At 64.1% G+C, this 14,844-nt stretch carries 13 protein-coding genes and 1 riboswitch; of the genes, 7 read left to right on the top strand and 6 right to left on the bottom strand.

Annotated elements, in window-relative coordinates:
* The first annotated feature begins 12 nt into the window (after positions 1 to 12).
* The 3 genes from AC07Y9_RS06900 to hldE all read left to right on the top strand — a co-directional run bounded on the left by AC07Y9_RS06900 (position 13) and on the right by hldE (position 2,848).
* Positions 13 to 717, top strand: a complete 705-nt coding sequence (locus AC07Y9_RS06900; RefSeq protein WP_087089857.1) for a sulfotransferase family 2 domain-containing protein — start codon at positions 13 to 15, stop codon at positions 715 to 717.
* Complete coding sequence (gene cysC / locus AC07Y9_RS06895; RefSeq protein ID WP_087089859.1) at positions 710 to 1,321, top strand: adenylyl-sulfate kinase; 612 nt, start codon at positions 710 to 712, stop codon at positions 1,319 to 1,321. The genes AC07Y9_RS06900 and cysC overlap by 8 nt, the downstream gene beginning before the upstream one ends.
* Positions 1,322 to 1,423: 102 nt before the next feature.
* On the top strand, positions 1,424 to 2,848 hold the full coding sequence (gene hldE, locus AC07Y9_RS06890) for a bifunctional D-glycero-beta-D-manno-heptose-7-phosphate kinase/D-glycero-beta-D-manno-heptose 1-phosphate adenylyltransferase HldE (RefSeq protein WP_007921454.1): 1,425 nt from the start codon (positions 1,424 to 1,426) through the stop codon (positions 2,846 to 2,848).
* A gap of 53 nt (positions 2,849 to 2,901) precedes the next feature.
* Here the strand turns inward: hldE and AC07Y9_RS06885 are convergent, their stop codons facing one another.
* The 4 genes from AC07Y9_RS06885 to AC07Y9_RS06870 all read right to left on the bottom strand — a co-directional run bounded on the left by AC07Y9_RS06885 (position 2,902) and on the right by AC07Y9_RS06870 (position 6,343).
* Positions 2,902 to 3,873, bottom strand: a complete 972-nt coding sequence (locus AC07Y9_RS06885) for a hypothetical protein (RefSeq protein ID WP_007921453.1) — start codon at positions 3,871 to 3,873, stop codon at positions 2,902 to 2,904.
* A gap of 41 nt (positions 3,874 to 3,914) precedes the next feature.
* On the bottom strand, positions 3,915 to 4,727 hold the full coding sequence (locus tag AC07Y9_RS06880) for an aldo/keto reductase (RefSeq protein WP_102678331.1): 813 nt from the start codon (positions 4,725 to 4,727) through the stop codon (positions 3,915 to 3,917).
* Entirely contained in the window at positions 4,724 to 5,899 is a 1,176-nt protein-coding gene (locus AC07Y9_RS06875) for an NAD(P)/FAD-dependent oxidoreductase (protein ID WP_102678330.1), read from the bottom strand. Before AC07Y9_RS06875 ends, AC07Y9_RS06880 begins: the two co-directional genes overlap by 4 nt.
* A gap of 111 nt (positions 5,900 to 6,010) precedes the next feature.
* Complete coding sequence (locus AC07Y9_RS06870; RefSeq protein WP_007921448.1) at positions 6,011 to 6,343, bottom strand: DMT family transporter; 333 nt, start codon at positions 6,341 to 6,343, stop codon at positions 6,011 to 6,013.
* Positions 6,344 to 6,452: 109 nt separating this feature from the next.
* On the opposite strand from AC07Y9_RS06870, the gene AC07Y9_RS06865 reads away from it, so the two are divergent.
* Together AC07Y9_RS06865 and waaA are read left to right on the top strand one after the other, a co-directional pair.
* The gene (locus AC07Y9_RS06865; RefSeq protein ID WP_162235116.1) at positions 6,453 to 7,337 is read left to right on the top strand and encodes a LysR family transcriptional regulator; all 885 of its coding nucleotides are present in this window, start codon (positions 6,453 to 6,455) and stop codon (positions 7,335 to 7,337) included.
* A 23-nt stretch (positions 7,338 to 7,360) separates the two neighbouring features.
* Positions 7,361 to 8,632 carry a lipid IV(A) 3-deoxy-D-manno-octulosonic acid transferase gene (gene waaA / locus AC07Y9_RS06860; RefSeq protein ID WP_102678329.1) on the top strand — a complete coding sequence of 424 codons (1,272 nt, stop codon included), beginning with the start codon at positions 7,361 to 7,363 and terminating at the stop codon, positions 8,630 to 8,632.
* A 124-nt stretch (positions 8,633 to 8,756) separates the two neighbouring features.
* On the opposite strand, the gene AC07Y9_RS06855 is transcribed toward waaA, so the two are convergent.
* Positions 8,757 to 10,196 carry a TolC family outer membrane protein gene (locus AC07Y9_RS06855; protein ID WP_102678328.1) on the bottom strand — a complete coding sequence of 480 codons (1,440 nt, stop codon included), beginning with the start codon at positions 10,194 to 10,196 and terminating at the stop codon, positions 8,757 to 8,759.
* Positions 10,197 to 10,392: 196 nt separating this feature from the next.
* Positions 10,393 to 10,497, top strand: a riboswitch (TPP riboswitch).
* Positions 10,498 to 10,672: 175 nt separating this feature from the next.
* Here AC07Y9_RS06855 and thiC point away from each other — a divergent pair.
* Both thiC and cytX read left to right on the top strand, forming a co-directional pair.
* Positions 10,673 to 12,562, top strand: a complete 1,890-nt coding sequence (gene thiC, locus AC07Y9_RS06850; RefSeq protein WP_007921432.1) for a phosphomethylpyrimidine synthase ThiC — start codon at positions 10,673 to 10,675, stop codon at positions 12,560 to 12,562.
* 174 nt (positions 12,563 to 12,736) lie between these two features.
* Positions 12,737 to 14,029 (top strand): putative hydroxymethylpyrimidine transporter CytX, encoded by a 1,293-nt coding sequence (cytX, locus tag AC07Y9_RS06845; RefSeq protein WP_102678327.1) that lies wholly within the window; start codon positions 12,737 to 12,739, stop codon positions 14,027 to 14,029.
* Here cytX and AC07Y9_RS06840 read toward each other — a convergent pair.
* Positions 13,998 to 14,744 (bottom strand): RsiV family protein, encoded by a 747-nt coding sequence (locus AC07Y9_RS06840; RefSeq protein ID WP_102678326.1) that lies wholly within the window; start codon positions 14,742 to 14,744, stop codon positions 13,998 to 14,000. The two genes, cytX and AC07Y9_RS06840, sit on opposite strands and share 32 nt — an antisense overlap.
* Between the last annotated feature and the right edge of the window lie 100 nt (positions 14,745 to 14,844).

Genomic DNA, 14,844 nt, shown 5'->3' with positions numbered 1-14,844 from the left:
GCGGGTACTGGAATGCTGCAACGTTATCTGTGGAAGTTATTGCCCAAGTCGCAACGGGCGTTCTTGCTTGGGCGCCTGTCGGTGGTGGACCGGCAGGTGGTGAACAAGGCCATGTCCGCCAACGTCCGTTTTCCGGCGCCATTCCGTCAGCGCGGTTGTGTGTTCATCCATGTGCCCAAGTGCGCGGGGAGCAGCCTGTGCTCGGCATTGTTCGACGGCTGGACGCCCGGCCATCTGCCCCTGTACTGGTACGAGCAACAGTTTCCCCAGCAATTCGCCAGCAGTTTCAAGTTCGCCGTGGTCCGCGATCCCCTGGAGCGGGCCTATTCGGCCTATGCCTTCCTGCGTGGCAACGAGCTCAGTCGTCGCGACCAGGCCGCCCAGCGGCTGGTCAGCCACTATCGCGATTTCGACGATTTTGTCGGTCGCTGGCTGCACCCGGAAAATATCCACAAGCAGCTGCACTTCGCCCCGCAGACCGATTTTCTGGTGGACTCCATGGGACGCCTGGACATGGATTTCATCGGCTATCAGGAGCACCTGCAGCGCGACTATCAGTTGCTCAGCGAGCACCTGGGCGTGAGCAGGGCTCTGCCGCATCTCAATGAATCGCGGCAACGGAGCGAGGCGCCCGCCCGGGACTTCTGCACGGTGCGCACTCGACGGTTGGTACGTCGGGCCTACCAGCGCGACTACGAGATGCTCGGTTATGAATGAGCCCCTGCCGCCAAGTTGCCCACAACCGGACATCCGCCCCTGCAGCCTGTCCCTGACCGCGATCGAGCGGGCGGCGCTCAAGCAGCAACGTCCGCGCTGTATCTGGCTGACCGGTTTGTCCGGCGCCGGCAAATCGACCCTGGCCAACCTGCTGGAGTTGCGGTTGAACGGGCAGGGCCTGCATACCTTTGTCCTCGATGGCGACAACGTGCGCGGCGGCCTGTGTCGTGACCTGGGCATGGACGCCGAGGCGCGCAAGGAAAATATCCGGCGCCTGGCCGAGGTGGCGAGGTTGATGGTGGAGGCGGGGTTGATCGTGATCGTTTCGGCGATATCACCGTTTCGCGCGGAGCGCGCCGCTGCCCGGGCCTTGTTCGCGGCGGACGAATTTCTCGAGGTGTACGTGAGCACTGCGTTCGCTGTCTGTGCCCGACGCGATCCCAAAGGCCTGTATCAGGCGGCGAGCGAAGGGCGTATCCGGGACTTCACCGGGCTCGACAGCCCCTATGAAGCGCCACTGGATCCTGACTGCGAGATCGATACCGAAACGGTTGGACTGGCCTGCGCGACAGACCGGCTCATGGCGCTTTTGCTCAATAAATGAACAGTTTGGGGCGATCGCGAATACTCGTGCAGCGGTAGAACTAGGCAGCGTTCACCCTGTGTTAATATCGCGCCCCTGTTCATTTTGTATGTGGGTTGCTCCATGAAGTTGTCCATGCCGCGATTCGATCAAGCCCCTGTCTTGGTGGTCGGCGATGTCATGCTCGACCGTTACTGGCATGGTGGTACCTCACGGATTTCCCCTGAGGCGCCGGTACCGGTAGTCAAGGTCGAGCAAATCGAGGACCGCCCGGGCGGTGCCGCGAACGTTGCCTTGAACATTGCCGCGCTCGGCGCACCGGCCTCGCTGGTTGGCGTCACCGGCGACGACGAGGCTGCCGACAGTCTCTCCAACAGTCTTGAGGGGGCGGGCGTCCGCGCCTTGTTCCAACGCATTGCCCACCAGCCGACCATCGTCAAGCTGCGGGTCATGAGCCGGCACCAGCAACTGCTGCGTATCGATTTCGAAGAACCTTTCGCCACCGACGCCCTGGCGTTGGGCGCTGAAGTCGACCGGTTGCTCGACGGCATCAAGGTGCTGGTGTTGTCCGACTACGGCAAGGGAGCCCTGAGGAATCATCAGGCGCTGATCCAGGCCGCGCGTGCCCGTGGCATCCCGGTGCTGGCGGACCCGAAAGGCAAGGACTTTTCGATTTACCGCGGCGCCAGCCTGATCACCCCGAACCTCAGCGAGTTCGAAACCATAGTCGGCGGTTGCATCGACGAGCACGACCTGGTCAGCAAAGGCGCCAAGCTGATGCACGACCTGGAGCTGGGCGCCTTGCTGGTGACCCGTGGCGAACACGGCATGACCCTGCTGCGTCCCGACCACCCGGCGCTGCACTTGCCGGCCCGGGCCCGTGAAGTGTTCGACGTCACCGGTGCCGGCGATACCGTGATTTCCACCCTGGCGGCGGCAATCGCGGCGGGTGAAGAGCTGCCGCACGCGGTGGCCCTGGCCAACCTGGCCGCCGGCATCGTGGTCGGCAAGCTGGGTACCGCGGCCATCAGCGCACCGGAGCTGCGTCGCGCGATCCAGCGTGAAGAAGGTTCCGAGCGCGGTGTGCTGAGCCTCGACCAGCTGCTGCTGGCGATCGACGATGCGCGTGCGCACAAAGAGAAGATCGTCTTCACCAACGGCTGTTTCGACATCCTCCATGCCGGCCACGTGACCTACCTCGAGCAGGCGCGGGCCCAAGGCGATCGCCTGATCGTGGCGATCAACGACGATGCCTCGGTCAGCCGCCTGAAAGGGCCCGGACGTCCGATCAACAGCGTCGACCGGCGTATGGCGGTACTGGCCGGCCTGGGCGCGGTGGATTGGGTCATCAGTTTCCCCGAGGGTACGCCGGAAAACCTGCTGGCCCAGGTCAAGCCGGACGTGCTGGTCAAAGGCGGGGATTACTCGGTCGACCAGGTGGTCGGCGCCGATATCGTCAAGGCTTATGGCGGTGTGGTGAAGGTGCTGGGCCTGGTGGAGAACAGTTCCACCACGGCCATAGTCGAGAAGATCCGCAAGACCGAATAAGGCTTGCCGCCAATCCGCCCACTCTCGCGAAAGCTGGAGTGGGCGGGAGGCGCTCAACGTTGCCGGCTGGTCTTGGTCGGTACCATCTTGCGCAATATCTGCCGTGCCTTGCCGGTAAGACGCTGGAGTTTGGAGTCCTTCTCCGGCGCGCTCAATCCCTGCTGCTTCAGCCAGTCCTTCCAGCGAATCCGCTCGTCACGCACCAGCCAGCCTTGCTGCCGGGCGAAGCTTTCGGCCAGATACAGGCCGCGGGTGCTCGCCGGGTGCAACTGATCCTTCTTCAACGTATAGAGCTCGGCGCAGGGCTGACCGTCCTTGAGTGGCATCAGGTACAGGTCCGGGCGCTTGCGATCCAGGCGCGCCACCAGCTGGTCGCCCTCCAGGCGTTCGTCGACATGGAACAGGCTCAGGGACTTGGCCTCTTTCGGCACGTCCAGGCGCAGGTCATAGATCAGCTGCAGTGAAGCGGTGGGCAGGTGCACATAGGCCCGCGGCCGTTCCAGCAACTGCAGGTTGGCGCAGCGTACCGGGCGTGCCGCGCCTGACAGTGGCGTCAGGCGAAAGGGCAGGGCCTCGCGATAATGCAGGGCCGCCGAGTAGGGGGCGGGCAGCCAGGTGTCGTTGAAGCGCCCGCCGAGCCAGCCTTCCGGGGTTTCCAGCAGGCATTCCTCGGCGATTTCCTGGATGGCGGTATGCAGCGGCAGGTTCAGCTCATGGGCCGGGACGTAGCCGGAAATCAGCTTGAGCACCACGTCGCCGCGATCCTGCCGGCGCTGGCGCACCAACACCCAATAGTCGCGGTTCTGCCAATGCAGGGTCAGGCGTACCGAGACGCCGAGGTTGGCCAGCTCCAGGGCGAAGCGCTCGGCGTCGGCCACCGCAACCGGGCGCCGGCGCTGCAGGGTCTGCGCAAAGTTCAGCGGCATGCCGACGCTCTGGTAGCTGAGGCCTTCGGGCGTCGCTTCGACGAACAGCGGCAGGGTCTTGAAGTTGCTGGGGTTCTTTCTTATGAGCGTACGCGGCATGTCGGCTCCTTCTTGCGTCGGGGTCGGCCGCGTGGGCGGCATCAGTTCTTGCGCAACACCTGCGCGACAGTGGCGACATTATGGGCCAGGTGCAACGGATTGATGGTCCCGACAATAGCACTGGCGACGCCCGGTTGATCGAACAGCAGTTCGAAGCTGGCGCGCACCGGGTCGACACCGGGGCTCAGGCACACATGGCCGCTGGCCAGGGCTTTTTTCACCAGAATGCCCTTGCCGTGGGCTGCGGCGTAATCGATGACGGCTCGCTCGTTCTGTTCGTTCAGATTGTAGGTGACCATGGCACAGTCGCCTTGTTCCAGGGCCTTGAGGCCACCCTCGACGGTTTTCCCGGAGAAGCCGAAGCCACGGATCTTGCCTTCCTGCTTGAGCTCGGCCAGCGTCTGGTAGACCTCGCACTGGTCAAGGATGTACAGGTCATTGCCGTCGGAATGCACCAGCACCAGGTCGATGAAGTCGGTTTCCAGGCGCTGCAGGCTGCGTTCCACCGACAAGCGGGTATGCGCGGCGCTGAAATCATGGCGCGACAGGCCGTTTTCGAACTCTTCACCCACCTTGCTGACAATCACCCAGTCCTGGCGTTGCCCGCGCAGCAGCGGGCCCAGGCGCTCCTCGCTGCGGCCATAGGCCGGCGCGGTGTCGATCAGGTTGATGCCCAGGTCGCGGGTCAGCTTGAGCAGCATGCGGGCTTCGGCGTCATCCGGAATCTGGAAGCCGTTGGGGTACTTCACCCCTTGGTCGCGTCCGAGCTTCACGGTGCCCAGGCCCAGTGGGGAGACCAGCAGCCCGGTGCTGCCGAAGGGGCGATGCAGGTCGTGCAGGGTCGCTTGGCTCATGGCAGCAGTTGCTCCCAGGCCGGTTGGGCGATGGCGGGTTTCGGCAGCGTCGGCAACGCAGTCGCGGGGCCCGGCTTGATACCGTCGCGCTCGAGGGCGGCGAACACCCGGTCGGCGAAGTCCGGGGCCAGGGCCAGCTTGGTCGGCCAGCCGACCAACAGGCGGTCCTGTTCGGCGAGAAAGGCATTGTCCGGACGGGTCAGGCCCGACTGCGCGGGCTCGGCGCGGTCCACCCGCAGGGTGGCCCATTGCGCCTGGCTGAGATCGACCCATGGCAACAGGTTGCCGAGTTCTTTCTGGGCGGCCGCGATCTGCGCCGCCGGCTCGCGCGCCACGCCTTCGGCTTCGGCGATGTCGCCGCCGAGGTACCAGACCCACTGGCCGTCGGCCGCCGGGTGGGTGGTCACGGTGATCCGTGGCTTCGGCCCGCCGCCCAGGCAGTGGGCGTACAGCGGTTTCAGGCTCGGGCCCTTGACGATCACCATGTGCAACGGCCGGTGTTGCATGGCCGGCTGGCTCAGGCCGAGGCTGCTCAGCAGCTCGGCATTGCCGGCGCCGGCGCTGAGCACGATGCGTTGTGCGCGGATTTCCCGCTCATCGACCCGCAGGCCCAGCAATTGTCCGTTTTCCCGCAGGGGTTCGATTTTCTGCCCGGCCAGCAGGCTATCGCCGCCCAGTTCGGCCAGGCGCCCGATCAGGCTCGGCACGTCCACCACCAGCTCGGCCAGGCGATACACCTTGCCCTTGAAGCGGCGGTCCTGCAGGGCCGGCGGCAACTGGTCGCCCTTGACCTGATCGACACGGCCACGCACGGCCTTGCTGGCGAAAAAACTGGTGAGGTTGCCGGCCAGGGTGCCGGGGGACCACAGGTAATGGGCCTCGGACAGCAGGCGCACACCGGACAGGTCCAGCTCGCCGTTGCCGGCCAGGGCCTCGCGCCAGCGGCGCGGCATGTCGGCGATGGCTTCCGAGGCGCCGGTCAGGGCGCCGTGCAGGGCGTACTTGGCGCCGCCGTGAATGATTCCCTGAGACTTGACGCTTTGTCCGCCGCCGAGGCTGGCGCTCTCCACCAGCACGGTGGAAAAGCCCTGGCGACGCAGGCGGGCGTTCAGCCAGAGGCCGGCGACTCCGGCGCCGACAATCAGCACGTCGGTGGAAATAACGGATGGCATGCAGCGACCTCGGAGAACAAATCGAAGGCGCAAGTTTCAAGCCTCAAGCCTCAAGCTGCAAGCGTGACGCTCACTCTTGCTGCTTGAGGCTTGTAGCTTGCCGCTGCTTTTCTAATGCCCGGCGGTCTTGGAAAACAGCTGGATCACCACCACGCCCAGGACGATCAGGGCCATGCCGAGCATTGCCGGGATATCCAGCTTCTGCCCGTAGAGGAACAGCGCGGCCACGCTGACCATGACAATGCCCATGCCGGCCCAGACCGCGTAAGCCACGCCCACCGGCACGGTACGCACCACCAGGGTCAGCATCCAGAAGGCCACGCCGTAACCGACGATGATCAGCAGCAGCGGCAGTGGAGTACTCAGGCCTTTGACCGCTTTCATCGAAACAGTGGCGATCACTTCGGCGCAGATGGCGATGGCCAGGTAGGTGTAAGCGTTCATGGGAGAGTCCTCGTGTTTGGGCTTGCTTGATGAGGTCGGCATTCTAGAGATTGTGCAGATGGGGTAAAGTCATTACCTATCTGCTTTGAAGATGGGTTGCCTTATGAATGTGCAGTGGAATCTGGAGCAGATGCGGCTGTTCGTCAGCGTCGCCGAGCAACGTTCGTTTTCCGCGGTGGCCCGTGACCAGCACAAGGCGCAATCGGCGGTCAGCAGCGCGATTGCGCTGCTCGAGGCCGATCTCGGCGTGCTCTTGTTCGAGCGCAGCAGCGGTCGCCAGCCGAAACTCACCGAGGCGGGTCGTGCCTTGCTTGCGGAGGCGCGGGAAGTGCTGCGCCAATGCGAGCGCTTGAACGGGCGGGCACTGGCTTTGATGCGGGGTGAGGAGGCGCGCTTGCGGCTGGCCCTGGACGAGGCGATGCCTTTCCAGCCGGTGCTCGATAGCCTTGAGGCGTTGTCCGAGCGTTTCCCCAGTCTTGAGGTTCAACTGGCCAGCAGCGCCCAAGGTGATGTGGCGCGCAAGCTGCTGGAGCGTCGGGCCGACCTCGGTTTGCTGTTTCACCATGAACAGATGTCCGAGGCCCTTGAGCGACGGGCCCTGGGCAGCGTCGAGATGGTCACGGTGTGCGCGGTCGGGCACCCGTTGGCCGGCGAAAAACAGGTGGATCGCCAGCAACTGGGGCGGCATCGACAGTTGTTGATTTCCCCGCAGTTGAGCACTTACCCCAGTGGCGAGCAGGTCAGCCCGCAAGTCTGGCGCGCCGACAGCTTCTACGCGATGGCCGAGCTGCTGATGCGCGGCCTGGGCTGGGCCTGGCTGCCGCGGCATGTGGTGCAGTATCCGGCCTATCAGAACCAGATGGTCGAGTTGGCCAGCGAATGGACCCCGCCGGCGCTGGTGGTGGAACTGGTCTGGCGCCGCGATGAACCCCTGGGGCCGGCGGCGCATTGGCTGGCGGAGCGTTTTGCCGTGCACTTGCGGGCGATTGGCTGAAAAAGCCGATAAACTCCGCCGCCATGAATAGAACTCTCTACACCGCGCTGTTTTACCTGGGGCTGCCATTGGTGGCGATTCGTCTGTGGCTGCGGGCGCGCAAGGCGCCGGCCTATGCCAGGCGGATTGGCGAACGTTTTTCCTGGGGGCTGCCGGCGATGCAGCCGGGCGGGATCTGGGTGCACGCGGTGTCGGTAGGCGAGAGCATCGCCGCCGCGCCGATGATCCGTGCCTTGCTGGCGCGTTATCCACAGATGCCGATCACGGTCACCTGCATGACCCCCACGGGCTCGGAACGTATCCAGGCGCTGTTCGCCAACGAGCCGCGCATCCAGCACTGCTACCTGCCTTACGACTTGCCTTGCGCCGCCGCGCGTTTTCTCGATCGGGTCCGGCCGAAGCTGGCGGTGATCATGGAAACCGAGCTGTGGCCCAATCACATTCACCAGTGCGCCAAGCGCGGGATTCCGGTGGCGCTGGCCAATGGGCGGTTGTCGGAGCGCTCGGCCCGGGGTTATGGGCGCTTTGCCAAGCTGACCGCACCGATGCTCGCTGAAATGAGCCTGTTCGCGGTGCAGACCGAGGCCGAGGCCGAGCGTTTTCGCCAGCTGGGCGCGCGCCCGGAAACAGTCGAGGTGACGGGCTCGATCAAGTTCGACCTGAGCATCGACCCGCAACTGCTGGTGCGCGCCAGCGAGCTGCGCGAGCAATGGCAAGCCGGCGAACGCCCGGTGTGGATCGCCGCCAGTACCCATGAAGGCGAAGACGCCGTGGTGCTGGATGCCCATCGCCAACTGCTGGCCAGCCACCCGGATGCCTTGCTGATCCTGGTGCCGCGTCATCCGGAGCGTTTCAATCCGGTGTTCGAGCTGTGCCGGCAGCAGGGCTTCGCGACCATTCGCCGCTCGAGCGCCGATCCGGTCACCGCCAGCACATCGGTGCTGCTGGGCGACACCATGGGCGAGCTGCTGTTTCTCTATGCCCTGGCGGACAGCGCTTTTGTCGGTGGCAGCCTGGTGCCCAATGGCGGGCACAACCTGCTGGAGCCGGCGGCCCTGGCCAAGCCGGTGCTGAGCGGGCCGCACCTGTTCAACTTCCTGGAGATCGCGGCGATGCTGCGCGAGGCGGGCGCCCTGCAGGAAGTGGACGATGCCCATGGCCTGGCGGTGGCGGTGCAGCGCCTGTTCGAGTTGCCTCGGGATGCGCAGAAGATGGCCGATGCCGGACTGCGGGTGATGCGCAGCAACCAGGGCGCCCTGCAGCGCCTGCTCGACGGGTTGGATCGCTTACTGTAGCCGCTGCCGCAGGCTGCGATCGACCGGAACGGTCGTAAAAAAGGCCACCGCCATTCAATTGAATCGCGGTGGCCTTTTTGCGTGTCCTGCGGACAGGATCACAGCCTGCGGCAGCGGCTACAGGTTACTGCCCCGGCCGGGCCTTGAGCTGTTCCGCCGCGGCCTTGGCCAGGTCCGGCGGCAGGAAGTCGCGGTCCGGGTTGTAGTCGGCTTTCAGGTAGCGCGACAGGTCCTGCAAGTCGCCCGGATTGAGGGTGCCGGCGGCTTGCTTGAGGCGCAGGTTGTCGAGGATATAGTCGTAGCGGCTGTTGTTGTAGTTGCGCACCGAGGTGTACAGCTGGCGCTGGGCGTCGAGCACGTCGACGATATTGCGCGTACCGACCTGGTAGCCGATTTCCGTGGCTTCCACAGCGCTCTGGTTGGAGATGATCGACTGGCGCCGGGCCTGGACCTGCTCGACATCGGTGTTCACCGCGCGGTGCAGGTTACGGGTGTTTTCCACCACCTGGCGCCGCAGGGCTTCACGGCGCTGCTCGCTCTGGGTCAGGCGCGAGTAGGACTCGCGGACCTGGGAGCTGGTCAGGCCGCCGCTGTAGATCGGAATGCTCAGTTGCAGGCCGATGCTGCGTTGCTCAACGTCACTGCCGTAACGCTGGCCCAGCGGGGCCGGGTTGCTGAAGCCGAGGGCGTCGTTGTCGCCTTTCTTGTATTGCGCCACGGCGTCGAGGGTCGGGGCGTGGCCGGCCTTGCGCTGCTTGAGGGTTTCCTCGGCGGCGCTGACCGCGTAGTTGCTGGCCAGCAGGTTGAGGTTCTGCTTGGCCGCGGTATCGACCCAGGCTTTGGCGTCATTCGGGGCCGGCGCCAGCACCGGCAGGCTGTGGACGATGCCCTGGATCGAGTTGTACTGACGGTTGGTCAGGGTGATCAGGGCTTCGAAGGCGTCATCCACCTGGCGCTGGGCGAGGATCCGGTTGGCCCGCGCGGTGTCGTAGCTGGCCTGGGATTGCAGGACGTCGGTCTTGTCCGACAGGCCGACGTCGAAGCGTTCGTTGGACTGGTCGAGCTGACGCTTGAAGGCGGCCTCTTCGGCCTTGGTCGAGGCCAGGTTGTCCTGGGCGCGCAGCACTGAGAAATAGCTCTCGGCGCTTTGCAGGATCAGGTTCTGCTCGGTGGCCGAGAGTTCCAGCGCGGCTTGTTCGTTGACGTCCTTGGCCGCCTGCAGCTGGAACCAGCGGTCGGCGCGGAAAATCGGCTGGGCCAGGGTCGCCTGGTACACGGTGCCGCTGCGGGTGGCGGTCATCGACGGTTCGTCGAACTTGGTCCGGGTGTTGTTCAGGTCGGCACCGGCCGAGAGGTTGGGCAGCAGCCCGGCGCGCGCCTGTGGCACCACTTCTTTGCGTGCGTCGTAATCGGCGCGGGCGGCGGCGAGGTCGGCGTTGTTGTCCACCGCCTCCTGGTAGACGCTGACCAGGTCGGTTTTGGTGGTCAGGGGCGCTTCTGCTGCCCAGGCCATTCCATTGGACGCACAAGACACGGCGATGGCCAGTGAGAGTTTGCGCAGCATTCGGCGATCCCTAGAGTTGATATTACGAGGATAATTCTGGCGCCAAGGCTAAGTCTCGGCCTGTGCAGCGTCAAGGTTCGACGCAACCCATCGAGTGTAGATGCGCCTGCGAAGGGCAACAATCCTGCATTTACGCCATTCATCATGCTGTTTGCCGTGGGGTTGGCGTTCTGCACCGGCTTTGTCTAGACTGGCCGGGTTCTTGTCGGGGTGCCTTGCTATGAGGCTGAGATCGGATAATCCGGATCCCGTTGAACCTGATCAGGTTAGCGCCTGCGTAGGGAACAAGATTTCTCGTCACCCGGCGAGTCCTCTTGTGCTTCGTCCGGGATGTTGTTCGACAATCGAACACCCCTCGAGCACCAAGCACTGCACCAGCTGGTTTTCGCCTCTGGCTCCAGCCATGGTTGCGTCCGTTCGTTACAGGTTCGCTCCGACAAAAATCCACTGCCTGGATGCTGTCTGGAGAGCCCGTGATGACTACAAAATTAAAAAACGCTACCCACCTTAGCGAATCGGCCAAGGTCGATGAGCAGTCGGTTCAGCCCTTTACCCGCTCGCAAAAAATCTATGTCCAGGGTTCGCGCCCGGACATTCGCGTGCCGATGCGCGAAATCAGCCTCGACGTGACCCCGACCGACTTCGGCGGCGAGATCAACGCGCCAGTCACCGTCTATGACACCTCCGGCCCGTACACCGACCCCAACGTGGTGATCGACGTGCGCAAGGGCCTGGGCGATGTACGCTCGGCCTGGATCGATGACCGTGGCGACACCGAGCGCCTGCCCGGCCTGAGTTCCAACTTCGGCCAGGAACGCCTCGCCGATCCCGAGCTGACCAAGCTGCGCTTCGCCCACGTCAACAACCCGCGCCGGGCCAAGGCCGGGGCCAACGTCAGCCAGATGCACTACGCGCGCAAGGGCATCATTACCGCCGAGATGGAATACGTCGCCATCCGCGAAAACATGAAGCTGCAAGAGGCTCGCGCCGCGGGTCTGCTTGATCAGCAGCACGCCGGCCACAGCTTCGGCGCCAGCATCCCGAAAGAAATCACCCCCGAGTTCGTCCGTGAGGAAATCGCCCGCGGTCGCGCGATCATTCCGGCCAACATCAACCACGTCGAACTGGAACCGATGATCATCGGCCGCAACTTCCTGGTGAAGATCAACGGCAACATCGGCAACAGCGCCCTGGGTTCGTCCATCGAAGAAGAAGTGGCGAAGCTGACCTGGGGCATCCGCTGGGGTTCGGACACCGTCATGGACCTGTCCACTGGCAAGCACATCCACGAAACCCGCGAGTGGATCATCCGCAACTCGCCGGTGCCGATCGGTACCGTGCCGATCTACCAGGCGCTGGAGAAGGTCAACGGCGTGGCCGAAGACCTGACCTGGGAGCTGTTTCGCGACACCTTGATTGAGCAGGCGGAGCAGGGCGTCGACTACTTCACCATCCACGCCGGCGTGCTGCTGCGCTATGTGCCGCTGACCGCCAAGCGCGTGACCGGCATCGTCTCCCGCGGCGGTTCGATCATGGCCAAGTGGTGCCTGGCGCATCACAAGGAAAACTTCCTCTACACCCACTTCGACGAAATCTGCGAAATCATGAAGGCCTACGACGTCAGCTTCTCGCTGGGCGACGGCCTGCGTCCTGGCTCGATCGCCGACGCCAACGACGAAGCGCAGTTCGGCGAGCTGGAAACCCTCGGCGAGCTGACCAAGATCGCCTGGAAGCATGACGTGCAGTGCATGATCGAAGGCCCCGGCCACGTGCCGATGCAACTGATCAAAGAGAACATGGACAAGCAGCTGGAGTGCTGCGACGAGGCACCGTTCTACACCCTCGGCCCGCTGACCACCGACATCGCCCCGGGCTACGACCACATCACCTCCGGTATCGGCGCGGCGATGATCGGCTGGTTCGGCTGCGCCATGCTCTGCTACGTGACGCCGAAGGAGCATCTGGGCCTGCCGAACAAGGATGACGTGAAGACTGGGATCATCACCTACAAGATCGCCGCGCATGCTGCGGATCTCGCGAAAGGCCACCCGGGTGCGCAGATCCGTGACAACGCGCTGTCCAAGGCGCGTTTCGAATTCCGTTGGGAAGATCAGTTCAACCTTGGCCTCGACCCGGACACCGCGCGCTCCTACCACGACGAGACCCTGCCCAAGGATTCGGCCAAGGTCGCGCACTTCTGCTCCATGTGCGGGCCGAAGTTCTGCTCGATGAAGATCACCCAGGAGGTCCGTGAGTACGCGGCCAACCAGCGCATCGAAGCGGTGGACGTGGATGTCGCCAAGGGGCTGGCGGAGCAGGCCGAGCGCTTCAAGCAGGAAGGTAGCCAGCTGTACAAGAAGGTTTGATCCTGCGTTGGTGATCGCTTCGCCAGAAGCGATCACTCATCACCCGTAGGAGCGAGCGGGCGGTGATCCGACTTGCCCGCGATTGCGTTGTGACTGACACGACGCTATCGCGGGCAAGCCTCGCTCCTACAGGGTGTGGATAGTTTCCCAACCCTGTCCCTTCGAGATGCACCCTTGAATACATCCAGAAGCACCTACTCTCCCGATCTCGCGGTCCCCGCCGACAGGCGCGTATTCGGCGCGCGCGATCTGTTTTCCCTGTGGTTTTCCCTCGGCATCGGCCTGATGGTGTTGCAGACCGGCGCGCTGCTGGCGCCAGGCCTGGGCCTGTCCGGTGCCTTGCTGGCGATCTTTCTCGGTACGGCGGTCGGCGTCTTGCTGCTCGCGGCAGTCGGGGTGATCGGCAGCGATACTGGCCTGTCGTCCATGGCGGCGCTCAAGCTCAGCCTCGGTACGTACGGCGCGAGCCTGCCGGCGTTGCTCAACCTGTTGCAACTGGTGGGCTGGGGCTCGTTCGAGATCATCGTCATGCGCGATGCCGCCAGCCTGTTGGGCACTCGTGCGTTCAGCGAAGGCAGCCTGCTGGCCAGTCCTTTGCTCTGGACCCTGTTTTTCGGCGCACTGGCGACTTTGCTCGCGGTCAGCGGGCCGCTGACCTTCGTACGCAAGATCCTGCGCAAGTGGGGCATCTGGCTGCTGTTGGCGGCCTGCCTGTGGCTGACCTGGAACCTGTTCGCCAAGGCCGATCTGGCCGCGCTCTGGGCCCAGGCCGGCGACGGCTCCATGCCGCTCGGCGTGGGCTTCGATATCGCGATCGCCATGCCGCTGTCGTGGCTGCCGCTGATCGCCGACTACTCAAGGTTCGGCAAGCGTGCGCGCAATGTCTTTGGTGGTACGGCGCTGGGGTTCTTTATCGGCAATCTGTGGTTGATGAGCCTGGGCGTGGCCTACACCCTGGCCTTTGCGCCGAGTGGCGAAGTCAATGCTCTGTTGTTGGCCCTGGCTGGCGCGGGCCTGGGGATTCCGCTGTTGCTGATCCTGCTGGACGAGTCGGAAAACGCCTTTGCCGATATCCACTCGGCCGCGGTCTCCAGCGGCATTCTGTTGCGCCTGAAAGTCGAGCACCTGGCTTTGGCCATTGGCGTGCTCTGCACTCTGATCGCCTGCCTGGCGCCGTTGGCCCAGTATCAGAACTTCCTGCTGCTGATCGGCTCGGTGTTCGCGCCGCTGTTCGGCGTGGTGCTGGTGGATCACTTCATCCTGCGCAAGCGCAGTGCACAGGAACTGTCCGAGGGGTGGCGCTGGCCGGCGTTGCTGGCCTGGCTGGGCGGGGTCAGCACCTATCACCTGCTGGCCAACTTCTATCCGGATGTTGGCGCAACCCTGCCGTCACTGGTGCTGGCAGGGCTGCTGCAGGGGCTGCTGGGATGGGCCTTCAGCCACGGCCAGGAAACAGCTCGGGCTTGAGAATGCCGTTCAGGCGGTTGTAAGGGATCTTCAGTTCGATGTGGCCCAGCGCGTAAGGCGCGATCACCGACACGTTGTACTTGAGGATCACGCCGCCGTAGGTCAGCGCCACGTTCGGGGTTTTCTGGAACGGCCAGCTCTTGATGAACTCCGGCTCCTGGTCCAGCTTGGTGCTGATCAGCCAGCTGTTGTGAGCCACTTGGGCGGCTTTCCAGAACGCGGCTTCCTGGCCCGGGCGCAGCATGTCGGACAGGGTCAGCTCCTTGTGCAGCTCGCGCGAGTAGTTGATGAAACCACGACCGGGCGTGCCGTGGGCGCCGCCGGTGTCCAGGTAGCTGGCCAGTTCGATGATCACCAGGCCGTCATGCTGTTCGCGTACCTTGGCTTGCAGGTACATGCTGTTGCGGCTGTCGGCCTCGCGCAGGAACTTCTCCCGATAGGTGTTCAGCGTCGCTGGCACGGCCTGATCCGCAGTGGTGCGGGTCATCTGCAGCAGGCGCTTTTCAATCAGCGCATCCAGCTGCGGCTCGTCGGCGAAGTGCACGGTGTCGATGTTCACCAGCGGGCAATCCTGATTGCTGCAGCCGGGCTTGATCTGTTCCGACTTGTCGCTGGTGCTTTGCAGGGGCTTTTGATAGCTGGGTTGGAACAGGCTTTGGCAGGCGCCCAGGGTCAGGGCCAGGCAAGCCACGGAAGCGATTTTAAGAAGCGACATGTGCGTCCTTGATAAACCAGAGGTAGGCAAAAGTTACCGGCTTCGACTGCCTGCGGGGCAATCAGTTCGCCACTAAGCTCAATAGAGGCAATTAGATTAG

The organism is Pseudomonas sp. GW456-L12 (genome assembly GCF_059424045.1).
This window is presented reverse-complemented; position numbering and strand designations above follow the sequence as displayed.